The following is a 25008-nucleotide window of genomic DNA, read 5'->3' as shown; positions in this document are numbered from 1 at the left end:
GCTTTATGGCACGCAAATAACAACGGCGCCCGTGGGCGCCGTCGCGTTACAGCCAGCCGTATTCGGCCAGTGACAGAGGATGGCCTGCGCCGACGATGAAGTGGTCCAGCACGCGCACATCGATGAGAGCCAGGGCGTCCTTGAGGCGCTCGGTGAGGTGGCGATCCGCTTCGCTCGGCTCACTGCAGCCGGAAGGGTGGTTGTGGGTGATGATCACTGCGGCGCTATTCCAATGCAGCGCGCGCTTGACCAACTGCCGGGGGTACACGCTGGCGCCGTTGATGGTGCCGAAAAACAGCTCCTCGAAGGCGATCACCCGGTGGCGGCTGTCCAGAAATACGCTGGCGAACACCTCGTGCTCGTGGCCGGCCAGTTTGAGTTTCAGAAAGTCCCGGACATCCTGGGGCGTGTGCAACGACGGTCCGCGGGTGAACATGCGTCGATCCAGGATCAATGAGGCCTCCACAATGATCAGGTCTTCCCGGGCGCGCTGCGCGTCCTCGTTTTCCACCAGGCAAAGGGGTGCGTTCATGGGGTGTCTCCTGCGAATGACGGCAGGAACACCGCCCTGGCAGGGTGATGATCCTGCCAGGGGGATGGGTAGGGCTCAGCCGTTACGGCGTGGCTGCATTGGTCTTGGCGCTACTGCGGGAGCGCTTGGGTTTGGGACTGGACGCGGGGGTGGACTGCTCGGGTTGCTGGGCAATCGCTTCAGCCGGCTCGGGACGGGCGGGCTCGGCAGCGTCACCCGGACGAGGCTCGGCTTTGTAGACCAACTGGCCGTCAATCTTGATCCAGCCCAGGTACAGCAGACGGGCTTTGAGGCTTGCGCCTGGCTGACCGGCCCTTTCGCCTTTCTCGTAGAGAAACGGATCGACCCACAGGTCGCTGATGCGAAACGCCACCAGCACTTTTTTCTGAGCGTTTACGGCATCCCAGCAGCGGCGTACCAGGCGCTCGGCTTCCGCGCCAGTCACCTTGCAGTCGAAGCGGGTGTATTGAACGGCATCGGCCGGGCCATACAGCGCGGCGATATCGCACGCCATAAATCCAGGTCCACGACGAACCTGAACCTCGCGAATGCGGTTCAGGTAGCCGATGCCTCGGGTGTGCAGGTCGAAGTACTTCAATTCTTCGGAGGTGTTCTGTGTCATGACGGATTCTCCAGGGTGTTTGGGGAATCACCCCGCCAGGGATGAATCCCGTCGGGGGCAGACAGCAGGAAGCGAAGATCCACAGCGGATCCCATGGCGATGTAGCGGGGCGGGCAGAGGCCAGCAGCATGAAAATGGCGCTCATCACCGAAGTGACCGTGCGAGCTGCCGAGCGCTGATCGCACTGGGGTTGACCAACCCTTGCGGGCATAGCCTCGAAGGTCGTGACTATCTGGGCTTGACCGTCAATGACGGGGCTTGCCGGGGGACTTAAGCAGTGGTGCTTGGGGGCGTCAAGCAGGCTCAAAATCGAAGCCATTTTCCATTGGCTGACGATGGATCGCAGCGAATGTTGATGGACAAGCTGCGCCGCATTTTCTTGCTCCCCAACACGCGATATTTTCTGAAACCGCACGAGGCGTGCATACTGGATAATCATGTCGCCACGGTGCGTTCGACACCGCGCATTATCGCTATCAGCGATCGGGGCTGATTGATCGAGGGAACGCAGTGGGGCTGTATAAGAAGTGGTGCAAGTCCACCAAAAAAAAGGACAAGCGCAAGCATTACTGGACCTATGTCGAGAAGGATGGTGGCCGCGACGAGATCCGCGATGACCTCGCCGAGACCATCCGCTCTCACTACGATCGACTCGAACTCATCGCCGAAGATGTGAAGCGACTGGGATACAAGGTCGCCAGTGAAATCCTCAGCGCCGAAATGCCTCAAACGGCCAAGGGCCGCTCCGGCGATCTCGGCGAGATTCTCGCGACCGAGCTTGTTGAGGAAGAGATCGGCCTTCGCGTCCCCGTGCGTCGCCTTCGCTACAAAGACGGCCGCAACATGGCCATGCGCGGCGATGACTTCATCGGCGCCGGATACGATGGGGCCGGCGAGAAGCTCTGGCTTCTGAAAGGCGAAGCCAAGAGCAACAAGGTACTCGGCAAGGCCACGGTCACGAGCGCCCGCAAGGTACTTAACCGCGACAACGGCCGTTGCACGCCCGACTCTCTGCTGTTCGTCGCCAACCGCCTGCTGGAGAGCAACGACCCTGACGACAACGTACTGGGTCGCAGCCTGCGCGACGAGGTCGGCCTGAAGTCGCTGCGCGCCGATCGCATCGACCACATGCTCTTCACAGTTTCGGGCAACGGCCCCCACGCCTCGCTGAAGGAGGACCTCGACGCCACTGGGACCAATCGGGACCATTACGTCGTGAACATCCACGTCGAAGACCACCAAGACTTCATCGCGGCTATGTACCTGGAGGCAGAAGACCTTGGAGACGATTGACGAACTGACCGCGTTCCTGACGACCGCGACCGTCGACGGCATCCTTGGGCGCCTCCTCTATCGCGGCGCGGCTTGGTCGCTCATGCGCGACGAGGGCGTGCTGCCGCCGAACGCACCGCCCCTTGGTGCGACAATTGAAACCGATCTCGCCGAACACGGCTTCGCCCTGCTCCGAGGCGCGATGGCCCTGCGCGCTCAGGCTGGCGCTTCGGAGCTGACCAGCAAGGCCTTCGAGCGCGCCGCCAACGCATTTGAAGCCCTAGTGCGCAACGGTGACCCCGAGGCGCCTGAACGCGGGTTCCGCCGCACCATCGCCGCCGCTGCCTACCATCTGGCCGGCTTCTCGGCTGTCGCCTATTCGCTCTTCAATGAGACGGCGGACGACCTCAACACCTCGCCGGGCGAAACGGCGATCCGCCATCTGATTCTGCGAGATCTCGACCAGTTGCGCGGCTTCGCTCGCGAATGGCTCGGCGACGCGGCTCATGGCGGCGAGCAGATCGCCGAGGCGCTACGGGGCGAAGACCCCGACGTCGACGAGGTGCTGTCGACCATCCTCAACACGACGATCTGCCGGGCCCTGGCGTTTTTCGACTTCGCGCTTGAGACGGGCGAACCCGAGCCGATTGAAAGCGCACGTGCCTTGCTCGCCACGGCAGTCAGCCTGGCAGGCAACGCCGAGAATGTTCCGCTGTGGTGGATATCGAACCTCTGCCATCACCTGATCGACGACCTGTGGCAGCACTCGTTGCACCAGAACCTGCCGACCGAGCCCCCCGAGGGTACAGAGGAAAAATATCCAGACCTGCGGCGGCTGTTCATCTCCTCGCTCTATGCCCGCAAGACCTCGGAGGTGGAGCTATGGCCCTCGCAGCGCGAAGCCGCCCAGCGCTCCACGGACGTCATGGACGACTTGGTCGTCGCCCTGCCCACCAGCGCGGGCAAGACGCGGGTAGCCGAGATCGCAACGCTGATGACCCTGTCCTCGGCGCGCCGGGTGCTGATCGTCACGCCGCTGCGCGCCTTGTCCGCTCAGACCGAGAGGTCCTTCAGGAAGACCTTCGCGCCCCTCGGCTTCAGCGTCTCCTCGCTCTACGGCGCCAGCGGCCTTTCGGCCGGTGATGAAGACGCCCTGCGTACCCGCGAGATCATCATTGCGACGCCCGAAAAACTCGACTTCGCGCTGAGAAGTGACCCGTCGCTGATCGACGATGTAGGCCTGATCGTCCTCGACGAGGGCCACATGATCGGTCCGAGTGAGCGCGAAATCCGCTACGAGACGCTCGTGCAGCGCCTGCTTCGGCGCGCGGACGCGGCCGAACGCCGGATCGTCTGTCTTTCCGCGATCCTGCCGAGCGGCGACGAACTCGACGACCTCACCGCCTGGATTCGTTCCGACGAACCGGGTGAGCCGGTGCGTTCCGACTGGCGTCCCACGCGCCAGCGCTTCGGCGCACTCTCCTGGCGTGGCAAAGACGCGTTGCTGCGGCTTGACCTTGATGACGATGGTCCCTTCCTCGACAAGTTCGTCGTGGAGAAACCAGCGCGCGGGAGGGAGAACAAGCCCTATCCACGCAAGAACTCGCACCTCGCTTTGTTCGCGGCGTGGGAGTTTGCGAGCCAGGGCAAGCGCACCTTGATCTTCTCCACCCAGGCGAACTGGGTCGAGAGCTACGGCAAACAGGTCGTGGACCTCTGCAAGCGCGGCTATCTGGACTCGCTGCTAGATGACGAGGCGTCGATCGCCCGCGCCCTGGAGGTCGGCAAGGAATGGCTGGGCGAGGATCATCCCGCCGTGGCCAGCTTGAAGACGGGCGTCGCCATCCACCATGGCCGGCTGCCGAGCCCGTTCCTGCGTGAGCTGGAAATTCTCCTGTCTGAGGGCGTGCTGAAGGTGATCGTCGCCTCACCCACGCTTTCGCAGGGCCTCAACCTCAACGCCGCCGTCCTGCTGGTGCCCGCGCTCTATCGGGCGGGCGAGAAGATCAAAGGCGAGGAGTTCGCCAACGTCGCCGGCCGCGCGGGGCGCGCCTTCGTCGACGTCGAAGGGCTGATCGTCCATGTCATGTTCGACCGGATCGACTGGCGAAAGCGCGAATGGCGCAGGCTGGTCGCCTCCGCTAAGCCCGAACCTTGAAGAGCGGCCTCATCCAGATCGTCGCCGAGATCCTTGAGCGCCTGTCGCGCGAAGGCGTCCTGGATCGCGCCGACGCCTGGGAGTATCTCGCCAACGCCCGCGAGGCCTGGAGATCACCCGACGAAGAAGTCGAGGTGGCCGAGCGGCTGGCCGCCGCCGTGGAATACGACGCCGACGCTGGCGCCGATGACGACGATGAAGTCGACGAGGAGGAAACCATCGACGAGGAGCCGCTGTTTCAGCTCGTCGAACGCCTCGACGCGACCGTGTTCGGCCTGATCGAAGCGCTTGACGCCGATCGCGCCGATCTACCCAAGCTTCTGGACGAGGCGCTTAAGGGATCGCTCTGGGCCCGCCAGATCGCCCGCGAGGACGAGGACGTCGCCCCTCTGCACAAGAAAGTGTTCGAAGCGCGCGCCGACCTCATCTGGAAGACCACCACGGCGCAGGCGCGGCGCGGGCATTTCGCCATGGGCGTCGGGCTCGAAGCGGGCCTCACTATCGACGCCATGGCCGACGAGCTGGCCGAACTGCTCGACCGGGCAGACGAGGCGGCGCTAAGCGGCGACATCGACGAACTCGTCGACGCGCTCCGCGGTCTCGGCGAGCGGCTGCTGTTCATGCGGCCCTTCATCCCCGACAAGGCCAACGCGTTGCCGGCGAATTGGAAGGCCATCCTGCGTAGTTGGGTGTCCGGCGAAGAGGTCTCCAAGATCGGATCGCAGAACATGCGCGCGATCGAAGAGGCTTTCACCTATCGTTTGGTCTGGGCGCTGGAAGCCGTCCGCACCCGCCGCATGTCCCTCGGCTGGTCGCCGGAGACGGTGGCGGGCGGCGCAGCGGCGGCAGTCGAAACCGGCGTCCCGCGATTCATGATGGCAATGCTGATCCGCTCGGGCCTGCCGTCACGGCGCGCGGCTATGGTGGCCATCGAGGACGCCGAGCCGGTCTTCGTCACCCCGGCGGAAATGCGGGCCTGGCTCGAATCCGACGAGATCATGGCCTACACCGACGCCGGCGACTGGCCGACGCCCGACACCGCCGCGCTATGGGCGCGCTTCCGAACCGAGGCTCTCAGCGGCGGTATCCAGAAGTGGTCGGTCGAACGCTACAAGCGCCTGCTCGACATCGAGGCCGCCCCGCCCGCCGGTCTCTATCGGATCGTCACCGACGACGGGGACGGACGGACCTGGCTGGCAACCCCGGACTACCAGCGGGTCGCCGCCTTCAAGAAGCCGGCGGTCGATCCCAAGCCCAGCCTCTTCTCGGGCCGGTTGCTGGGCAAGACCAGGCTCGTGGAAGCCTTGCGCGTCGGCCGCGGAAAACTGCGCTGGCCGCCCGCAGATGCGTAAAAGGGACAGGTTAGTTAGCCGGCGCTATCGGTCAGTTAGTGGGTGGGGTGGCTTAAGGGGATCGATTATGCAATGGGACACTCTGCCAACGGATGTCCGCTGTAGGTCGGTAGCTGTCTCTCTGGGGCCCTTTCGCCTGCGACGCCGCTACCGCTCAACCTCGCCTCTGCCGCAGAGAAGCTGCCTTGGCTGGCATTGCCAGACACGCGTTCGCCGCCATACCGCCGAGTACGTAGAATTCTCTCGTCAGCATTTTTCTCAAGGTCATTGGCGTGGAAGGGCAACTGGGTTTCGTGCTGACGCGGCACTGGCGCGACACGCCTGCGGGCATCGAGGTCGAGTTCTGGCTGGCGACCGATAACGGTCCCTGTCGTGTGCGGGTTCCCGTGCAGCCAGCGGTGGCCTTTGTGCCGGCCGAACAGCGCGAGCGCGTGGAGCAACTCTTGTACGGCGAGCCGGATGCCGAGCTGCGCGAGCTTGGGCTTTGCGATTTCCGCCATCGTCCGATGCTCGGGCTTTACTGCCCTCAGTACCGCCAGCTGCTGCGTCTGGAAAAGACGCTGCGGGCCGCAGGCGTGGATGTCTACGAGGCGGACATCCGTCCGCCCGAGCGTTTCCTCATGGAGCGCTTCATCACCGCGCCGGTGTGCTTCAGTGGCACGCTGGGCGACGACGGTCTGCTGCGGGAGGCCCAGCTGCGCTCCGTGTCTGACTATCGACCGCGCCTGCGGCTGGCCTCCCTCGATATCGAGACCAACAGCCGCGGCGATCTGTATTCCATCGCCCTGGAGGGCTGCGGCCAGCGCCAGGTGTACATGCTCGGCCCGGCCAATGGCGAACCGACCGCGCTGGATTTCGACCTGGAGTATTGCGAAAGCCGCGCGCAATTGCTGGAGCGGCTCAACGACTGGCTGGCGCGCCATGATCCCGATGCCATCATCGGCTGGAACCTGGTGCAGTTCGACCTGCGCGTACTGCGCGATCACGCCCAGCGCCTGAAGGTGCCGCTGCGCTTGGGGCGCGGTGGCGACGAGATGGGCTGGCGCGAACATGGCAGCCGCAACAGCCACTTCTTCGCCGAGGCCGCCGGACGGCTGATCATCGACGGCATCGAGGCGCTGCGTTCGGCGACCTGGAATTTCCCCTCGTTCAGCCTGGAGAACGTGGCGCAGACGCTGCTGGGGGAGGGCAAGGCGATCGACAACCCCTACCAGCGCATGGCGGAGATCGATCGCCGCTTCGCCGAGGACAAGCCGGCGCTGGCGCACTACAACCTCAAGGACTGCGAGCTGGTGACGCGCATCTTCGCCAAGACCGAGTTGCTGACGTTCCTGCTGGAACGGGCCACGGTCACCGGCCTGGCGGCCGACCGCAGCGGCGGTTCGGTGGCGGCCTTCACCCATCTCTACCTGCCATTGATGCACCGCCAGGGTTTCGTTGCGCCCAACCTCGGTGAACGCATGCCGGAAGCCAGCCCCGGTGGTTTCGTCATGGATTCGCGCCCGGGCCTCTACGAGTCAGTGCTGGTGCTGGACTACAAGAGCCTGTACCCGTCCATCATCCGCACGTTCTTGATCGACTCGGTCGGCCTGATCGAGGGGTTGCGCCAGCCCGATGACGCGCATTCGGTGCCGGGTTTCCGTGGCGCGCGCTTTTCGCGCACCCGGCACAGCCTGCCGGCGATCGTCACGCGGATCTGGGAAGGCCGTGACCGGGCCAAGCGCGACGGCAACCAGCCTCTGGCGCAGGCGTTGAAGATCATCATGAACGCCTTCTACGGCGTGCTCGGTTCGAGCGGTTGCCGCTTCTTCGACCCGCGGCTGGCGTCCTCGATCACCCTGCGCGGCCACGAGATCATGCGGCGCACCCGCGAGTTGATCGAGGCGCGCGGCTACCAGGTAATCTACGGCGACACCGACTCCACCTTCGTCTGGCTCGGCAGCGGGCACGCGGAGGAGGCGGCGGGCCGCATCGGCCGCGAGCTGGTGCAGCAGGTCAACCAGTGGTGGCGACACCATCTGGCTAGCGAGTTCGGCCTCGACAGTGCCCTCGAGCTGCAATACGAGACCCATTACCGGCGCTTCCTGATGCCCACCATCCGCGGCGCCGAGGAGGGCAGCAAGAAGCGCTACGCCGGACTGGTGCAGCGTGCCGACGGCAGCGAGGAGATGGTCTTCAAGGGCCTGGAAACCGTGCGCACCGACTGGTCGCCGCTGGCCCGGCAGTTCCAGCAGGAGCTCTACCAGCGCATCTTCAGGCGGCAACCCTACGAGGAGTACGTGCGTGACTACGTGCGCGGCACCCTGGCGGGCGAGCTGGATGAGCTGCTGATCTACCGCAAGCGCCTGCGCCGGCGCTTGGACGACTATGAGCGCAACGTGCCGCCCCATGTGAAGGCGGCACGGCTGGCCGATGAGTTCAACGCCCGCCAGGGACGCCCGCTGCAGTACCAGCGCGGTGGCTGGATCAGCTATGTGATCACCGTTAGCGGCCCCGAGCCCCTGGAGAATCGCCAGGCGCCAATCGACTACGACCACTACGTGACGCGCCAGCTCAAGCCAGTGGCCGACGCCATCCTGCCCTTCGTACACAGCGACTTCCAGCGTTTAGTGGACGGGCAGATGGATCTGTTCTGAGGCGAGGCTTGCGCCCCAGGGAGGCTGGGAGGCTGGTGAACAACACGACATCGCCGCGGGCAGCTAACCAGCAGGTCGTTGCCATGGGCCATGCAAATGAGGCTGCCATTCGTGAAGTCGATGCCGGCGGCGGGCAATCAGCACAATGGTCAGCCAGTAGCGATAACGACTGGCGGGGGAGAGGGTGACGCTGTGCTCCTCCAGAAACCAGCGCAGGTGCTTGGCTTGCCAGCGGTGTGGGTTGGCCAGCCCCCAGTGCTGATCGATCGCTTGCTGAAGGAGGGCTGCCTGACGCAGATGGCGCTGGCGGGAGGCCTTTGCGCCGGTGAGCACATCGCGCAAGAACAGGTTCATATCATTCATCGCCGGCCACCAATGTAGGCGGCCACCACATCAATCCTGTTGTGTCCCAGCTCCTGGGCTATCCGCTCGCGGGCGCGGTAATCCTTCTCTCTGTCCTCTCGAAGCAGTTGCCCGCCATTCACCGGGGCGGGTTGCCCGGTGATCTGCTGGTAGCGTTCGCAGGCATACGCCGTGCGCAGCTCATGGAAGCCCTTGATGCCGTGGCACTGCAGCAGGTTGCGAGCCGGGCGGACCTGCCGCTGGATGAAATCGACGTAGCGTTCTCCGGGCTCGAGCAGGTTGCGACTGCCCTTCGGGGCGACTGACGCGGCTTGCAGCAGTGCCTGGCGCAGACCTTCGCTGACCGGTATCCAGCGTGGTGCGGCGGCGCCTCGGCGGCCACCCTTGGTGCCGTCTGCGATGTTGAGGCTGCCGTGTTGTGCGGCTTCGCGCTGCAGGCGGGGCAGGTCGGCCAGAATGGCTTCGCGCAGGCGCAGGCCGCCCTCGCGTGCCAGATGTATGATGGCGGCCACCCGTGTGAAGCCCTGTTCTCGTAGCGTCTGGCGGAGTGGGAGCAGTTGGCCGCGCTCCTGCCCTTGGGGTGCGTGTGTACGCAGGTTGCAGCGGTTCTGACCCAGGGCTGCGCTGGGGCTGACGCGTACCTGCTGATCACCGCGCAGCACTTCGAGGGTGCGGTTGACGGTGGACAGGCGATTCTGCGCGGTACTGACGGCCAGTTCGCCCTGCGCCACTGCTTGGCTGAGGTGGCGCGCGTAGTCTTGTAGCAGCGCCTGGTTCAGATGGCGTGCGTCATTCAGGCCATGCCGTTGGCTGCACCAGGCTGCAAACAGCCTCCAGCGCTCGCCATGGGCCTGCACGGTTGCGAAGCGGCCGGCACCGTAGCTGTCACGCAGCGCCTGAAGCCCGGCGTAGTTGAGCTGCCGGCCGTAACCGAAGTTGCGTTTGTCCTGGTTCGTGAAATGCGACATTCCCTCATCCCTGTTCGATGATCTGCGACAGATCCCTGGACTCGCCAGGGGCTTCCTCACGTATCCCCGCCTTGGGTCGTTTAGTGTTTTCTGGGTTTGAGGCCCCAGCGGCCTGTGAGGTATCCATGCGCTGGATGGGCGAGCTGTTCGTCCAACCTCCGGAATTTCCTAGGGAAACGGCGGATGGAGGCATGCAACGGGGACGAGTCGTTGCCGGGGGACGTCGAGCGGGACAAGGCACATGAGCGGGTTGGTTGCGTCTGGCCTGAGCGTCACCCAGGTGTTCTCCGGCGGGAGAACGTCAGCAGCCGTACAGCTCATGTGGTGGGCGGCAGAACCACGTTTGTCACGTGGATTGTCGCAGGGGGAGATGCCCGTACTGCGTGCAGGACCTGGGCTGCGGCGCTGTTTTCGCGCCCGTCTCTGTGTCGGAGCTACAGAGACGGGCGTTAGCTGTCGCAACCCAGAAACGGCTAGGGCAGGGAGAGGGACTGCAGCAGGTGCAACGATTCGCTCGAAACGCGCTGAGCATGGGTGAGGACACTGGCATCCATCGCCGAGAGGACGGCAACCGTGCGCGCTGCCGGATGCTGAACGCACTTGGGTTGAACCACCGTTTTACGGCGCAGCCTTGAAGGTTCGGGCTACCTGGGTGCTGTCAACGACAGCGGTTTACCTGACGGAATAAAGCAGCGGCGAGCCGGTGGGTCAAGCAATATGCGCCATAACGGTTGGCTCATGCTCGCTTGAAATCACCGTGAATGACCTTTGTTGTTGGCGCGGTGGTTGCGTAGGTCGCCCAGTCAGCCATAAGGGCGCGGCGCTTTTCAAAAACATTGCTGCGCCAATAAGCGGCTTCCGCACCTGTGGCGACCGTGTGCGCTAGCGCCAGTTCGCAAACTTCACGCGGGTAGTGGGTGTTCTCGGCTGCCCAGTCGCGAAAGGTTGAGCGGAAACCGTGCATGGTGAGGTCGCTGCGCCCCATGCGGCGCAGCCCCATCAGCATTGCCATATTCGATAGTGGTCGACCTTTTCGAATGCTGGGGAAAAGGTAGGGGCTTCCCTCGATACATGGAAGGCTGGCCAGTAGATCGAGGGAAGCTTCGGATAGCGGTACGCGGTGTTCCTTGCGTGCCTTCATCCGTGCAGCAGGGATTGTCCAGGTACGCGACTCGAGATCAATCTCTTTCCATGTTGCCCCCAGCACCTCGGATGTCCGGCAGGCGGTGAGAATGGTCAGGCGCATGGCGTGATAGGTCAGGTCATCATGCTTCGCCAACTCAAGTATAAATTCTGGCAGCTTCGGCCACGGTAGCGCTGCGTGGTGTTGTCGCACCTGGATCATTGCGCGCTTGGGTAGCAGTTTATCCAGGTGTCCGCGCCAGCGGGCCGGGTTCTCGCCGTCGCGCAGGCGGCGTGCCTTGGCTGCGTCCAGGATCAGTTCGATCCGGTTTCGCACACGATTAGCGGTTTCGGTTTTTTCTGCCCAGATTGGTTGCAGGATTTCCAGAAGATGTTCGGTGGTGACTGCGTATGTGGGCAGGTGGCCAATAATCGGCTCGGCATAGGTGGCAAGGGTATTTTCCCACTGCTGCACATGCTTGGCATTCTTCCAGCCGGCACGGTGAACTGCTATGTAGTCGGCGGCCACGGTCTTAAAGGTGATGTCTCGCAGTTTGGCTCGCTCCATCGCTGCGCGCTCCTCCACGATTTGTAGCCGCTCGCGTTCGGCCTCGACCTGCTGGCGCTCGCGTTCGGCATCACGGGCCGCAAGCGGGTCTATGCCGAGCTTGGATGCCTTGCGTGCTTCGGCTGCCTTATCGCGTGCTTGCGCCAGACCGGTTTCCGGGTAGCGACCCAGGCCCATCGTGCGAGCCTTGCCGGCGATCTTGTAGCGATAAACCCAACTTGTGCCGCCTGTCTTGCTGATCTGGAAGTACAAGCCCTCTCCGTCGCCGGTCAATCCGGGGATACGGGCCTTAACCAGGCTCTCGATTGTTCGAACGGTCAATTTCCGCATTCACTCCCCCTGACCCACACCCTTGGACGTTGTTCTGACCCACACCCTGACCCACACCTTTGCAGCTGGCTTTCGTTGTGCCTCACTGGCGCTTTGTGGATGAGGCTAGGTCACAACCCCCGTTATCTCTAGGCCGCAAGGCGGTTTGTGAAGATTTTGGTGGTGATGGCTGGAAGTAAATAAGGCGGTCTGCGCTTCCGCCATCTGATTCGCTGAAAGCCCCGCACTGCGGGGCTTTTGCGTTTTCGAGCACTGTATATCCGAGCCAGCCCATGCTGCGCCGGCGCGGAAGGCCGCCCGGCCTTCAATACACATCGCGCCGGTAGCGCCCGGCCTCGACCAGCGCCCGCACGGCTTCGGCGCCCAGCAGCTCGTGCAGCGTGGCGTCGACCCCCGCAGCCATGCCGTCCAGGCTGCCGCAGACATACAGCGCCGCACCTTCGGCCAGCCAGTCGCGCAGGCGATCCTGCCGTCGGCGCAGCAGATCCTGGACGTAGAACTTGTCCGGCTGATCGCGGGAGAAGGCCAGGTCCAGGCACTGCAGATCGCCGCATTCCAGCGCCGCCTGCAGTTCCGATGCGCAGTGGAAGTCGTGGGTGCGCTGGCGCTCGCCGAACAGCAACCAGTTGCGCCGCTGCCCGGCCAGGATGCGTGCGCGCAGCAGGGCGCGCAGGCCGGACAGGCCGGTACCGTTGCCGATCAGGATCAGTGGGCGGTCATCCGCCGGAAGGTGGAACGCGCTGTTGCGGCGTATCCGACCCAGCAGTTGCTCACCCTCGGCCAAGTGAGCGGTCAGCCAGCCGGAGCAGAGGCCCAGGTCGCCGGCGTGCCGCACCTGGCGGACGAACAGCTCCAGCACCCCATCGGCCGGGATGGAGGCGATGGAGTACTCGCGGCTGGCGAGCGGCAACAGGCTGTCGACCAGTGCCTGTCCGTGCAGGCCGACCCGGTGGGCGAACGTTTCCGGCAGTTGCCGGGTGCTCAGTGCCTCGGCCAGGCGGACCGGCTGCCCGTCGAGCTCGACGGGCTCGTCGGCGTCGCCTCCGTGGCGCTGCAACCAGGCCACGACCCTGGCCTGCGCATGACGTGGACGGATCTCGAGGATGTCCCCGGCTCGCCAATCGCTCGGGCCATTCGACGTCAGGGTAAGCCGGAAGACCGGACCGCCCTGGCTGCCAGGATTCAGAAGCTGGCGCCGCTGGAGGGTCCAGCCGGTCCAGCGGTGGTCATGCCAGGCGGGAACTGGCGTGCCGGTCAGCTCGCTCAACTGGTGTTGCCAGTGCCGCAGGGCGCTCGAGTCCTGGTCGTCGACCTCCACGGACTCGAACAGGCGCTTTCCGCCCTGGCGCTCCAACCAGGCGTCGACGCGGCGGGCGAAGGCGCAGAACTGCGCGTAATGCCGGTCGCCCAGGGCCAGCACCGCATAAGCGAGCCGATCCAGCGGCAGGGTGGCTCCCAACAATCGGCGCTCGAAGCCTCGGGCGTTATCCGGCGCTTCGCCGTCGCCGAAGGTGCTGAGCACGAACAGGGCGCGAGGGTGCCGGAGCAGACTTGCCGCGTCGAGGCGCGCCAGGGGTTCGACGCGCACCGCCAGGCCGGCGGCCTGCAACTGGCAGGCACTCTGCCAGGCAAGCTGCTCGGCGAAGCCGCTCTGGCTGGCGTAGCCGATCAGCCAGCCATCTCCAGGCGCAGCAGTTGGCGTGCTGCGGGCCGCCCGCGCGGCGCGGCGCTTGCGACGGCGATCCAGGTAGAGCAGCCAGCCAGTGACCAGGAACAGCGGCATGAGCGCGCTGGCCAGCAGCATGAGAACTTTGCCCGGCAGGCCGAAATACTCGCCCGAGTGCAGCGCGTAGACGCTGGTGAGCAGGCGGGCCTTGAGCGTCTTGTCGGCATAGCGTTCGTGGCGGACGATCTCGCCGCTGCGCGGATCGAGCTGCAGCAGGTTGAAGGCACGGACGTGCTCGGCGTCGCGCAGGATGTAGAAGACTGTTGCCGGCTGGCCTGCCGCGGCCGGGAGGCGCAGGTTCCAGGCGATCAGCTGCGGGCCCGTCGCCTGCCGTATGCCCTGCCAGAGGGCGGCATAGTCCGGGGTTGCCGGTGCATCGGCCGCTGGCTGGCGGGCTTGCGCGGCCGACGGCGGGTCGGCGAGCAGCGCGGTAAGCCCCGCGCGATACCAGTCGTATGACCAGTACAACCCCGTCAGGCTGGCGCACAGATAGAACGGCAGGACCCAGGTCCCGGCGACCGAGTGCAGGTCCCAGTGGAAGCCGCGTCCGGTCTTGCGCCAGTCGAGGCTCAGCCAGGTCTGCCAGTGGCCGGCCCGGCGCGGCCAGCGCAGATACAGCCCGGACAGGCACAGGAAGACCAGCATCAGGGTGCTGGCCGCGGTGATCTGCTTGCCGGTCTCGCCCATGGCCAGCCAGCGGTGCAGCAGCAACACCACCTGGAAGAATTCCTGGCCGCGCGGGGCACCCAGCACGTGCCCGGTGGCGGGGTCGAACAGGATGCGCGCGCCGCGCCGCTCGCCGGGAGGCGGCGCCAGGTAGGCGGTGGCGGGGCCTGCGTGGCGGTCGTCGATGCGCAGATCCACGATCCGTTCGCTACTGCTCGATTCGAGCCGGGCAATCAGTTCGCCGAGCTCGAGCCGCGGCGCTCCGGCCGTTGCGAGCTGTCCGTGCCCGCCGTTGAGCAGGCGGAGGATTTCGCCCTCGAAGCTGTACAGGGCGCCGGTCACGCCCATAACGGCCAGCACCAGGCCGGCGCTGATGCCGAACAGCCAGTGCAGCTGGAAGAGGATTTTCTTGAGCACGAGGGTACATCCATGGGGTATCGGAATTCTTGCGGATCGGATGCGCTGGCTTGAGCTGGCAGCATCCGATCCCGGGGGCGCCTTAGAAGTCGAGCTGGTAGCCCAGGGTGAAGGTGCGCCCGCGCCCGGCGAAGTACTGATCGTCCCGGGTGCTGGCAGCCTGGGCGTAGTAGGTCATGTAATCGCGGTCGAGCAGGTTCTCGACCCCCAGGCTGACCTCGCCGACCGGCAGACGGTAGCCGAGCGAGGCATCCACCAGGCTGTAGCCGTCGAAGTGCAGGCCGGGGGTGTCGAAGCTGCGGCTGGCGTAGTGGTTGGCCTGCAGGCGGCTGTTCAGCCGGTCGGTCCAGCGGGCCTGCCAGCTCAGCCCGAGGCGGTCCGGCGCGATGTTGGCGCCGTCCAGGTCGGTGTCGACCTTGCCGTCGCCGTCGGTGTCGGATTCACCGGTAAGCCGGGCATAGCTGGCCTGCAGGCGGTGCGCGTCGCTGACCTGCCAGCCAGCGGTGGCCTCGACGCCGGCGATCTCGGTGCGCTCGCGGCGCACCTGGAATACCCCGCCGACCCGCTCGAGCCGCGAACCCAGGTCCGAGTCGGACTCGAAATAGCTGATCTCGAAGTCGACCGCCTGGCCGCTCAGGCGCAGGCCGACCTCGCGGTTGTCGGTGACCACCGGCTGCAGGTCGAGGAAGCTGTCGACCCGCTGACCGGGCTGGCTGATGCCGCGCAGCACGCGACCGACATCGGGCATGCCGAAACCTTCCGAGTAGTTGGCGAACAGTTGCGCCCACTCGTTGACCTGGAATACCACCCCGGCGTTGTAGAGGGTTTCCTCGAAGTCGGGCTTGCCGCCTTCGACGCTCACGCCGGCGGGCGGGTTGTTGGAGGCGAGGGTGCGGAAGCTGTCGACCTTCAGTTCGGCGAATTCGTGGCGCACGCCACCGTGCAGGGTCAGGCGGTCGGTGGCGCGCAGTTCGGCCTGGGCGAACGGGGCCACATTGCGGAACACGGTTTCCGGTACCCATTCGCGGTCGGTGGCGATCAGCATCTGGCGCGTGGTGTCCTGCAGGACGTCGATGCCGCCGGTGAGCTTGAGGTGCCCGTGGAACAGGCCGTCGCGACTGAGGCTGAGCTTGCCGCCGAACTTGTCCGACTCGTTCTGTGACTGATCGAACAGCGTTCCGACCGGGGCGATGGCGGCATCCTGGAAGCTGCCCAGGACCCCGCCGCCGTAGCGAGCGCGAAAGCGCTGGCCGAACAACTGGGCGGTAAGCAGATTGCCGGCCAGGTCGGCATCGGTGTAGGTCAGCGCGCCGGCCAGCACATCGTTCTGCGGCGCCTTGCCCAGTGGTTGGCCCTTGCGCGAGGTGGCCGGGATATCGGCGGCGCGGTCGCCTGGCACGTTGACGTAGTCGTGCTCGCCTTCGAGCTGGAAGCGGTTGACCATCAGCTCCAGGTTGCGGTCGGAGTCGAACCAGTAGCCGAGCTTCGCCAGCAGATCGGTGCTGGTGGAATCCATGATGTCGCCCTGGGTGTCGTCGACGCCGATCAGCCGGTCGTTGGCGTCGTAGTGCATGCCGCGGCTCTGGCCGCTGATGGCGGCCAAATAGTCCCAGTCGCCCTGGTTGCCTTCGATGCGGTAGTCGAGCTTGTAACCCATGCCCGCGCCGGCGAAGTCGTCGGCGGCTTCCAGGCTCACGCCGGCATGCTGCTTGAGGGTGCCGCCCTGCGGCCGGCGGGTGACGTAGTTGATGATCCCGCCGGTAGCGCCCAGGCCGTGCTCGGCGCTGGCGCCGTGGATCACCTCGATGCGCTCGACCATCGACAGGTCCAGGGTGTAGCCGTCGCGCCCACCGGCACGCAGGGGCGTGGATTGCGGTACGCCGTCGATCATGATCAGCGCTGCCCGGCCCCGGAAGGTTTCGCCCGCGTTGCTCAGCTTCTGCCGGCTGGGCGAATAGGAGGGGATCAGATTGCTCAGCACCTGGCCATGGTCCGAGGTGATCGCCAGCTGTTCCTCGATCTGTGCCCGGGTGATGACGGTAATCTTCTGGGGTGTCTTGCCGACGGCGCTCTTGCCGCGAGTGGCGTTGATGGTGAGGGTGTCGAGTTCGAGCGTTTCCGCGGCGATGACCGTTGCGCAGGGCACGGTCATGAACGCCAGGGAAATGCAGACGCAGAGGCGGGTTTTGCGGAACACGTGAAAGCTCCAGGTGGTTTTTTATTGAGGCACAGCGGGAACCGAGGGGGCCGGCCGAGCACCGGCAAGAGGCGGAGAGAATGCTAAAGGGCTGTCGCAAGGCAATCAATAGTAAGCATTATCATTTAGATTAAGTTTGCCTGTTGCCGGCAAGCCATCCGTGCGCCCCGCTGGTAGACTCCCGCGATTCGTCCGCAGTCCCGGGAGGGGAGATGAACCTGTCGTTGCTCAGCCGCTACGCCTTCTTCGCTGGTTGTGTGCTGGTCACCCTGGTGTGCCTGCCGCTGCTGCCCGGCCAGGCCTGGCTATGGCCGCTGGCACTGCTGGCGGGGGCGCTGAGCCTGCTGGGCCTGCACGATCTGCTGCAGACCCGCCACGCGGTGCTGCGCAACTACCCGGTGCTGGGCTACATCCGCTACCTGGTGGAAAGTATTCGTCCGGAGATCCGCCAGTACCTGCTGGAAGGGGACGCCGAGCAACTGCCGTTCTCCCGCTCGCAGCGCTCGCTGGTGTACGCGCGGGCCAAGAACGAGCCCGCTGACCGACCGTTCGGCACCCAGAGCGACGTTTACCAGACCGGCTTCGAGTTCATCAGCCATTCCATGTTGCCGGCAGCGCACGGCAACCCCGACGATTTCCGCGTCACCATCGGTGGCCCGCAGTGCCGGCAGCCGTACTCGGCCTCGGTGTTCAACATCTCGGCGATGAGCTTCGGCTCGCTCAGCGCCAACGCCATCCGCGCGCTGAACAAGGGCGCACGGCTGGGCAACTTCGCCCACGACACCGGCGAAGGCAGCATCAGCCCGTACCACCGCGAGCATGGCGGCGACCTGATCTGGGAGCTGGGCAGCGGCTACTTCGGCTGCCGCACCGAGGACGGCGCATTCGATCCGCAGCGCTTCGCCGCCCAGGCGCAGCAACCGCAGGTGCGGATGATCGAGATCAAGCTCAGCCAGGGCGCCAAGCCCGGCCACGGCGGCATCCTGCCGCAGCACAAGATCACTGCGGAGATCGCCGCCGTGCGCGGCATTCCGCGCGACCGCGACTGTGTCTCGCCGGCCCGTCACAGCGCCTTCGGCACACCCATCGAACTGCTGCAGTTCATCGCCCGGCTGCGCGAGCTGTCCGGCGGCAAGCCGGTCGGCTTCAAGTTCTGCCTGGGGCACCCCTGGGAATTCATGGCCATCGCCAAGGCCATGGTGGTGACCGGCATCCTCCCCGACTTCATCGTCGTGGACGGCAAGGAAGGCGGCACTGGCGCGGCGCCGCTGGAGTTCAGCAACCACATCGGCGTGCCGCTGCGCGAGGGACTGCTGTTCGTGCACAACACCCTGGTCGGCCTGAACCTGCGTGACAAGATCCGCATCGGCGCCAGCGGCAAGATCATCAGCGCCTTCGACATCGCCTCCGTACTGGCCATCGGCGCCGACTGGGCGAACTCCGCGCGTGGCTTCATGTTCGCCATCGGCTGCATCCAGTCGCAGAGCTGCCACACCAACAAGTGCCCGACCGGCGTCGCCACCCAGGACCCGCTGCGCCAGCGCGCCCTGGTGGTGCCGGACAAGGCCCAGCGGGTGTTCAACTACCACCGCAACACCCTCAAGGCGCTGGCGGAGATGCTCGCCGCCGCCGGCCTCAGCCACCCGTCCGAGTTGGAGCCGCGCTTCCTGGTGCGCCGGCTGTCGGCCACCGAGATCCAGCTCTACTCGCAGATGCACGTCTACCTCAAGCCCGGCGAGCTGCTGGACGGCACGGTGCAGGGCGAGTTCTACCGGCGCATGTGGGCAATGGCCCAGGCCGACAGCTTCGTCCCGGCGACCGTGGAGGCCTGAAGGTAGGGGCGCCCTAGGTGCCGGCGCTCGAAGGCTTTACTTCATATATGGCGGATAATATATTCGCCAAAACGAATTAACAGCCGAGCCTCACGATGAGCAGTAAGACCAGAGGCACGAGCGCATCAGGATGTTCGTGCTGGTGAAGAACAAACGCTGAGGATTGCCATGGTCGAGCACCTGACCCCCGCCACGGTTTTCAAATCCCTGGCCGACGAAACCCGCGCGCGCATGACCCTGCTGATCGCCCGCGAGGGTGAGCTGTGCGTCTGCGAACTGACCACGGCACTGGAAGAAAGCCAGCCGAAGATCTCCCGTCATCTCGCGCTGCTGCGCAGCAGCGGTGTGCTGGAGGATCGCCGTCAGGGCCAGTGGGTGTATTACCGCCTGCACCCCGATCTGCCGGACTGGGTGCATGAGATGCTCAGCACCATCCTGGCGGCCAACAAACACTGGCTGCGGCCGAATGCCGAGCGCCTGGAGGGCATGCGCAACCGCCCCGAGCGCAGCAGCGCCTGCGCCTGACGCATGAGTAGTCCCATGAAAATTCTGTTCCTGTGCACGGCCAACAGTTGCCGCAGCATTCTCTCCGAAGCCCTGTTCAACCACCTGGCCCCGGCTAGCGTGCGTGCGTACAGCGCCGGCAGTGAGCCGAAGGGATTCGTCCATCCACTCACCCTTGAGGCTCTGGAGCGAGCGGGCGTGGCCTGCGACGGCCTGTTCAGCAAGCCCATCGAGGCGCACGCCGAGCTGCAACCCGACGTCGTCATCACCGTCTGCGACAAGGCGGCCGGCGAGGCCTGTCCGGTGTTTTTCGGCCCGGCGCTGCGTGCTCACTGGGGGCTGGAGGACCCGTCCGAGGTCAGCGGTTCGGACGCCGAGAGCGCAGCGGCGTTCGACGCCACGGTCGGCCGGATCAAGAGCCGTATCCAGGCCTTTCTCGCCTTGCCGTTCGACCAGTTGAACGCCGATACCCTGAAGACCGAACTGACCCGTATCGGCAGCCTGTAACCCTTTGCCCGGATAGACACCATGCACGACGATCTGCCCAACATCGACCCCACGCTCCTGGACCTGCCCAGCCACGAGCGGCTCGGCCTGCCGGATGCCGCAGGCCATAAGCCACGTATCCTGCTGCTCTACGGCTCCTGCCGCGAGCGTTCCTACAGCCGCCTATTGGCTGAGGAGGCGGCTCGACTGTTGCGACGCTTAGGTGCCGAGACCTGCATTTTTGACCCGTCCGGCCTGCCGCTGCCCGATGATGCCCCGGAAGATCATCCCAAGGTGCGTGAGCTGCGTGAGCGAGTGCTTTGGTCCGAAGGCATGGTCTGGTGCTCGCCAGAGCGCCACGGCGCCATGAGCGCAGTGTTCAAGGCGCAGATCGATTGGATCCCGCTGAGCATGGGCGCAGTCCGCCCGACCCAGGGCAAGACCCTGGCGCTGATGCAGGTCTGTGGCGGGTCGCAGTCGTTCAATGCGGTCAATCAGATGCGCGTGCTCGGTCGTTGGATGCGCATGGTGACCATCCCCAACCAGTCCTCCGTGCCCAAGGCGTTTCTGGAGTTCGACGAGGCCGGGCGCATGAAGCCGTCGCCCTATTACGACCGAGTGGTCGATGTGATGGAGGAACTGTTCAAGTTCACTCTGCTGGTGCGTGATCGCGCCGACTATCTGGTGGATCGCTATTCCGAACGCAAGGAGTCGGCAGAAGAGTTGTCCCGGCGCGTCAATCTGCGCAGCATCTGAATCCCAAAGGAAACTCACTGTGTCCCATCCCTACGACATTCTCAACGTTCCTGGCTGCTCCGGCCGATTGATCTTCACCCCCTGCCCGGGTAGCAAGGACACCAGCGTGGCTGAGGCCCTGGATACCCTGCGGGCCGCCGGCGCCGAGGCGCTGATCACCCTGATGCCGAGTGGCGAGCTGGGGCAGCACCAGGCCGCCGGCCTGCCAGCGCTGTGCGCCGAGCGCAACCTGCAGTGGTTTCACCTGCCGGTGGCAGACGAGCAGGTACCACGGGCCGACTTCGATGCCGCCTGGGAGCAGACGCGCGAGCGCATGCAGGCCTTGCTTGGCCAAGGCGGCACCCTCGCGATCCATTGCAAGGGTGGCTCTGGGCGCACCGGTTTGATCGCGGCGCGCTTGCTGGTGGATCGCGGCCTGCCGCGTGACCAGGCGGTGGCGATGATCCAGACCTTGCGGCCCAAGGCTATTCAGCATCCGGCGCATGTCGCCTGGCTCGCGCAGTACGACTGCAAATAATTCCCCCCCGTGACCAACACCCAGAGCCTGCTCGGCCAGCCCCACAAGGACCTGCGCCGCGCTGATGAGCCTGATCCCGACCACCACCGGCTCGGCCACCGCCAGACCTTCCCGGAACTGCGCGGCAAGCTGAACGGCCACGCGGTGCTGGCGCTGGTCAGCCTGGTGCTGCTGAAGAAGGACCTCGGCAAGGCGAAGAACAAACCCAAGTTCCGCGACCTGCTGTCCAAGAGCCGGGCGATCAACATTCTTTCCGCCGCACGGTTGTTCCTGTTCGGCGCCCGCGATGTGTGGTTCGTGGTGGCCCTGCCGGTGTTCCTGGCCAGCCGCTTCGGCTGGGACTTCTGGCAGGTCGGCGGTTTCCTGGCCAGCTGGGTGATCGGCTACGGCATGGTGCAATCCGTTGCCCCGTATTTCACCGGCAAGCGCAGCGGCCGGGTTCCCGACGGCCGCGCCGCCATCGCCTGGGCCTGCACAGCGCGCTGCTGGCGCAGGCGGTGCTGATCGGCGGCCTGCTGCTGGCGGCGCTGATTTCCATCGGCTTGCCGCGCCATGGCGCGGCGGCCAGAACCTGACGATGCAGGGAGACCGTGATGACTGAGACCAAGACCAAGATGACCTTCCAGGTGCGCTCCATTCGCCAGGATGCCCACGGCAGCGAAGCGCAGTGCAAGGACGCCTGCATTCAGTTGGACACTGACCTGGCCGGGCGGCGTGACGCCTTCAACCCGGCCGAGCTGCTGCTCGCCGCGTTGTCGGCCTGCATGATCAAGGGCATCGAGCGGGTCGTGCCGATCCTGAAGTTTTCCTTGCGCGGCGTGGAAGTGCGCATCGACGGGGTGCGCCAGGATGTGCCGCCGAGGATGGAGTCGATCCACTACGAGATCATCGTCGACACCGACGAGCCGGACCGGCGCCTCGACCTGTTGCACGAAAACGTCCGGAAGTACGGCACGGTTTTCAACACCGTCGCCCCCGGTACCGAACTGAGTGGTGTCCTGCGGCGCGGCTCGGTCCAGGAGTAGGGGCGGCACCTGATATACCCTCTGAGGGTATGTTGGGGCGCGACTCAACGCGACAGGTCTCTGAACGATGAAGGCTGTAGAAGAGGCCGCGTTGGCCCCGGCGGGCAAAACGCCAACCCCGTCGTTCCCGCCCGGCGCCGGGCGGGCTACCCTGCGGATGCCGCCGACGCTCAGGAGAGCCCGCATGATCACCACCCTGATCGAGCACGTGACCCGCCAGCACATCGCCCTGCAGTCGGGCGCCGCCCGCCTGCGGGCCCGCACCGATAGCGAGGCGCTGCACGACATGCGTGTCGCCGTGCGTCGCCTGCGCAGCCTGTTACGACCGCTGCGCAGCCTGACGCCGTTCGCCGCCCTGGAAGCCGCCGCAGCCGCCTTCGGCCAGAAGAGCACCCCGCTGCGCGACAGCGAAGTCCTGCTGGAAGAACTGCGCCGGCGCGGCAATACCCGTCTTTCCAGCCGCCGCAAGGCCCTGGAACGTGGCTACGACAGCCTTCTGGCCGGTCCGGAACTGGCCCTGCTGCTGCAAACCCTGGATGCCTGGCCCGCCACCCTGCGCCTGGCGGTATGGCACGACGAACTGGGCGACCTGGCGCCGTACATCCGCAAGCGCCTGGCCCGCCAGCAACGGCGCCTCGGCCTGGCCCTGCGCGACCCCGAGCACGACCGCCACCGCCTGCGCGTGCTGATCAAGCGCGTGCGCTACGCCGCCGAAGCCTACCCGGCCCTCGCCGCACTGCCGAAACCCGCCGCCCGCCAGTTGAAAGCCGCCCAGGCCGCCCTCGGCGACTGGCACGACCACCTGCAATGGCTGCACCGCGCCGAAACCGAGCGCGACCTGCAGCCGTATTGCGAAACCTGGCGCCGAGCCCAGATCGCGGCCGAACGCCGTGCGGATCGTGCGCTGCAACCGTTGCTGGACGTGTTCACATAAGAGCGGAACGGGCCGGCGGTGAGCCCGCGCTGGGGCGGCGCGCGAAGCAGCCATCAACAACGCCCTCGCAATGCCCTCGCAATTGCTGCGATGAGCCGCAGCCCGTCTCCCGTATACTCCCGGCACACCTCATCCCAGGAGAGCACCATGTATCGCCCCGAAGATTTTCGTCTTGATGGTCAGGTTGCGGTCGTCACAGGCGCCGGCGCGGGCATCGGCCGGGCCATCGCGCAAACGTTCGCCGCCGCTGGCGCGGCGGTGCTGGTCAGCGACCTTTCGGTGGCGGCCGCCGAGGCGGTGCGTGACGAGATCATCGCCGCCGGCGGTCAGGCTGCCGCCCACGGGTGCGATATCACTGACGAGGCCCAGCTCGAACAACTGGTCGAGCGCTGCGTGGCCACCTTCGGCTCGCTCACGCTGCTGGTCAGCAATGCCGGTGGCGGCGGTCCGAAGCCCTTCGACATGCCGATGGCCGATTTCCGCCGCGCCTACGAACTGAACGTGTTCTCGCTGTTCCGCCTGGCCCAGCTGGCGGCGCCGCACATGGAGCGCGCCGGCGGCGGGGCGATGCTGGCGATCTCGTCGATGGCCGGCGACAACCGCAACCAGCGCATGGCCTCCTACGGCTCTTCCAAGGCGGCGGCCAACCACCTGGTCCGCAACATCGCCTTCGACCTGGGGCCGCGCGGTATCCGCGTCAACGGCATCGCCCCCGGCGCGACCCTTACCGATGCGCTGAAAAGCGTGCTCACCGAAGACATCCAGCGCCGCATGCTGGCGCACACACCGATCCAGCGGCTCGGCGAACCGCAGGACATGGCCAACGCCGCGCTGTTCCTCTGCTCGCCGGCGGCGGCCTGGATCAGCGGCCAGATCCTCACCGTCTCCGGCGGCGGGGTGCAGGAGCTGGACTGACCCACCCAGCGAGACGTGCTGATCATGAAGACCCAATACTTCGCCGCCGCCAGCCTGGATGGCTTCATCGCCACCGAGGACGACTCCCTGGACTGGCTGTTCCCCCTGGGCGATCTCGACGACTCCAGCTACCCGGCGTTCATTGCCGAGGTCGGCGCGCTGGCCATGGGCGCGGCCACCTATGAGTGGCTGCTGCGCAATGCCGACGCGGTCACCGCTGAAACCGGCTCGCCCTGGCCCTACACGCAACCGGCCTGGGTCTTCACCCACCGCACGCTGCCGACCCTCGAAGGCGCGGACATCCGCTTCGTGCACGGCGACGTGCGTCCGGTGCACGCCCAGATGCGCGCCGCCGCCGGCACCCGCAACCTCTGGATCGTCGGCGGCGGCGAACTCGCCGGCCAGTTCTACGACGCCGGCCTGCTGGACGAACTGATCATCCAGATCGGCTCCGTCACCCTGGGCCACGGCAAACCGCTGTTTCCGCGTCGCGTACTGAGCCCGGTCCTGCGCCTGCTTTCCGTTCGCCAGATCGGCGCCGGCATGGCCGAACTGCGTTACGCAGTGGAAAAGGGCGGCGCTGCGTAAGGGACGGGCCCGGACTCCCGATCCGGGCCCGCAGCCTTGCAAGGATTGTTTCGCCCGCACCGCTCGCGCTAACCTCCGGCCCATCCCCTCCGCTGGCAAAGGATTGCTGTCTTGCTGCGCTGCTTTCGTCATCCCCCTGCTTTGCGTCTTTCCCGGAACCGTTCTTCGACGGGGCTGGCGATTGCCTGCGCGTGTGTCTGGCGAATGGCGCGGGTTATATCGAATGCACGCGAATACGGAGTAGGTCTGTGGGATTGGGGTAGGCGATTGGTTTTAAAGGGATTTCGCTCGGGGGTCGTTGGTGAGCGAGTGGAGTTATACCGAATCCACTGTTATTCGTTGGTGTGGATTCCATCTAATCACTGTTGCCCAGACAATATGACGCAATGTAGTAGTAGAACTGTAAATGGCAAGGACTGTCGCTTATAAACATCTGACGCTGCCGACGACTCCATACGTGTAGATATCGTTGGGTCGTGTATCATTCTACAAAATGAAAAGATACGGACTACAACACTCCGA

General features: G+C 65.5%; 21 protein-coding genes and 1 pseudogene. 15 read left to right on the top strand and 7 right to left on the bottom strand.

Annotated elements, in window-relative coordinates; all coding sequences use genetic code 11:
* Positions 1 to 46: 46 nt before the first annotated feature.
* Together radC and SF06_RS09325 are read right to left on the bottom strand one after the other, a co-directional pair.
* On the bottom strand, positions 47 to 532 hold the full coding sequence (radC, locus tag SF06_RS09330; RefSeq protein ID WP_039560981.1) for a RadC family protein: 486 nt from the start codon (positions 530 to 532) through the stop codon (positions 47 to 49).
* A gap of 82 nt (positions 533 to 614) precedes the next feature.
* Positions 615 to 1154 carry an STY4534 family ICE replication protein gene (locus SF06_RS09325; protein ID WP_039560979.1) on the bottom strand — a complete coding sequence of 180 codons (540 nt, stop codon included), beginning with the start codon at positions 1152 to 1154 and terminating at the stop codon, positions 615 to 617.
* Positions 1155 to 1503: 349 nt separating this feature from the next.
* Between SF06_RS09325 and SF06_RS18580 the strand changes: the two genes are divergently transcribed.
* The 5 genes from SF06_RS18580 (at position 1504) to SF06_RS09310 (ending at position 8572) form a co-directional block, all read left to right on the top strand.
* Entirely contained in the window at positions 1504 to 1647 is a 144-nt protein-coding gene (locus SF06_RS18580; RefSeq protein WP_156143276.1) for a hypothetical protein, read from the top strand.
* Positions 1648 to 1664: 17 nt separating this feature from the next.
* Positions 1665 to 2447, top strand: coding sequence for a HamA C-terminal domain-containing protein (locus tag SF06_RS09320; protein WP_039560978.1), 783 nt, complete (start codon positions 1665 to 1667; stop codon positions 2445 to 2447).
* Positions 2434 to 4584: a DEAD/DEAH box helicase gene (locus tag SF06_RS18575; RefSeq protein ID WP_211253772.1), complete on the top strand. Its 2151-nt coding sequence runs from the start codon at positions 2434 to 2436 to the stop codon at positions 4582 to 4584. The genes SF06_RS09320 and SF06_RS18575 overlap by 14 nt, the downstream gene beginning before the upstream one ends.
* Positions 4581 to 5936 carry a hypothetical protein gene (locus SF06_RS18570; protein WP_211253771.1) on the top strand — a complete coding sequence of 452 codons (1356 nt, stop codon included), beginning with the start codon at positions 4581 to 4583 and terminating at the stop codon, positions 5934 to 5936. Before SF06_RS18575 ends, SF06_RS18570 begins: the two co-directional genes overlap by 4 nt.
* 272 nt (positions 5937 to 6208) lie before the next feature.
* Positions 6209 to 8572 (top strand): DNA polymerase II, encoded by a 2364-nt coding sequence (locus SF06_RS09310; RefSeq protein WP_039560975.1) that lies wholly within the window; start codon positions 6209 to 6211, stop codon positions 8570 to 8572.
* Positions 8573 to 8635: 63 nt separating this feature from the next.
* Here SF06_RS09310 and SF06_RS09305 read toward each other — a convergent pair whose 3' ends face one another.
* The 5 genes from SF06_RS09305 to SF06_RS09285 all read right to left on the bottom strand — a co-directional run bounded on the left by SF06_RS09305 (position 8636) and on the right by SF06_RS09285 (position 16929).
* Entirely contained in the window at positions 8636 to 8926 is a 291-nt protein-coding gene (locus tag SF06_RS09305; RefSeq protein ID WP_324606695.1) for a hypothetical protein, read from the bottom strand.
* A gap of 5 nt (positions 8927 to 8931) precedes the next feature.
* Positions 8932 to 9903: an integrase domain-containing protein gene (locus SF06_RS09300; RefSeq protein ID WP_039560972.1), complete on the bottom strand. Its 972-nt coding sequence runs from the start codon at positions 9901 to 9903 to the stop codon at positions 8932 to 8934.
* Between the two features lie 736 nt (positions 9904 to 10639).
* Entirely contained in the window at positions 10640 to 11923 is a 1284-nt protein-coding gene (locus SF06_RS09295) for a tyrosine-type recombinase/integrase (protein ID WP_039560970.1), read from the bottom strand.
* Between the two features lie 304 nt (positions 11924 to 12227).
* Positions 12228 to 14732 (bottom strand): PepSY domain-containing protein, encoded by a 2505-nt coding sequence (locus SF06_RS09290; protein ID WP_039560969.1) that lies wholly within the window; start codon positions 14730 to 14732, stop codon positions 12228 to 12230.
* A gap of 82 nt (positions 14733 to 14814) precedes the next feature.
* The gene (locus SF06_RS09285) at positions 14815 to 16929 is read right to left on the bottom strand and encodes a TonB-dependent receptor (protein ID WP_039560967.1); all 2115 of its coding nucleotides are present in this window, start codon (positions 16927 to 16929) and stop codon (positions 14815 to 14817) included.
* A gap of 212 nt (positions 16930 to 17141) precedes the next feature.
* Between SF06_RS09285 and SF06_RS09280 the strand changes: the two genes are divergently transcribed.
* The 10 genes and pseudogenes from SF06_RS09280 (at position 17142) to SF06_RS09235 (ending at position 24486) form a co-directional block, all read left to right on the top strand.
* A complete protein-coding gene (locus SF06_RS09280) occupies positions 17142 to 18761 on the top strand; it encodes an FMN-binding glutamate synthase family protein (protein WP_039560964.1) in 1620 nt (539 codons plus the stop codon).
* A gap of 168 nt (positions 18762 to 18929) precedes the next feature.
* Positions 18930 to 19286, top strand: coding sequence for a metalloregulator ArsR/SmtB family transcription factor (locus SF06_RS09275; protein WP_027591544.1), 357 nt, complete (start codon positions 18930 to 18932; stop codon positions 19284 to 19286).
* Positions 19287 to 19301: 15 nt separating this feature from the next.
* Complete coding sequence (locus SF06_RS09270; protein ID WP_039560962.1) at positions 19302 to 19772, top strand: arsenate reductase ArsC; 471 nt, start codon at positions 19302 to 19304, stop codon at positions 19770 to 19772.
* Between the two features lie 21 nt (positions 19773 to 19793).
* On the top strand, positions 19794 to 20507 hold the full coding sequence (arsH, locus tag SF06_RS09265; protein ID WP_027591542.1) for an arsenical resistance protein ArsH: 714 nt from the start codon (positions 19794 to 19796) through the stop codon (positions 20505 to 20507).
* A gap of 19 nt (positions 20508 to 20526) precedes the next feature.
* On the top strand, positions 20527 to 21024 hold the full coding sequence (locus SF06_RS09260; RefSeq protein WP_039560959.1) for a cyclin-dependent kinase inhibitor 3 family protein: 498 nt from the start codon (positions 20527 to 20529) through the stop codon (positions 21022 to 21024).
* Positions 21025 to 21033: 9 nt separating this feature from the next.
* Positions 21034 to 21528, top strand: a pseudogene (locus SF06_RS18725) (hypothetical protein); the annotation flags it as partial.
* An 89-nt stretch (positions 21529 to 21617) separates the two neighbouring features.
* Complete coding sequence (locus SF06_RS09250; protein WP_039560955.1) at positions 21618 to 22049, top strand: OsmC family protein; 432 nt, start codon at positions 21618 to 21620, stop codon at positions 22047 to 22049.
* A gap of 184 nt (positions 22050 to 22233) precedes the next feature.
* Positions 22234 to 22983, top strand: coding sequence for a CHAD domain-containing protein (locus tag SF06_RS09245; RefSeq protein WP_039560952.1), 750 nt, complete (start codon positions 22234 to 22236; stop codon positions 22981 to 22983).
* Positions 22984 to 23130: 147 nt separating this feature from the next.
* Positions 23131 to 23898, top strand: a complete 768-nt coding sequence (gene hdhA, locus SF06_RS09240; protein ID WP_027591615.1) for a 7-alpha-hydroxysteroid dehydrogenase — start codon at positions 23131 to 23133, stop codon at positions 23896 to 23898.
* Positions 23899 to 23922: 24 nt separating this feature from the next.
* Positions 23923 to 24486, top strand: coding sequence for a dihydrofolate reductase family protein (locus SF06_RS09235; RefSeq protein ID WP_039561012.1), 564 nt, complete (start codon positions 23923 to 23925; stop codon positions 24484 to 24486).
* Positions 24487 to 25008 lie beyond the last annotated feature (522 nt).

Origin of the sequence: Pseudomonas flexibilis, assembly GCF_000802425.1 — a bacterium.
GTDB lineage: Bacteria > Pseudomonadota > Gammaproteobacteria > Pseudomonadales > Pseudomonadaceae > Serpens > Serpens flexibilis.
Note: the sequence above shows the minus strand (reverse complement) of the source record. Positions and strands in the feature narration are given on the sequence as shown.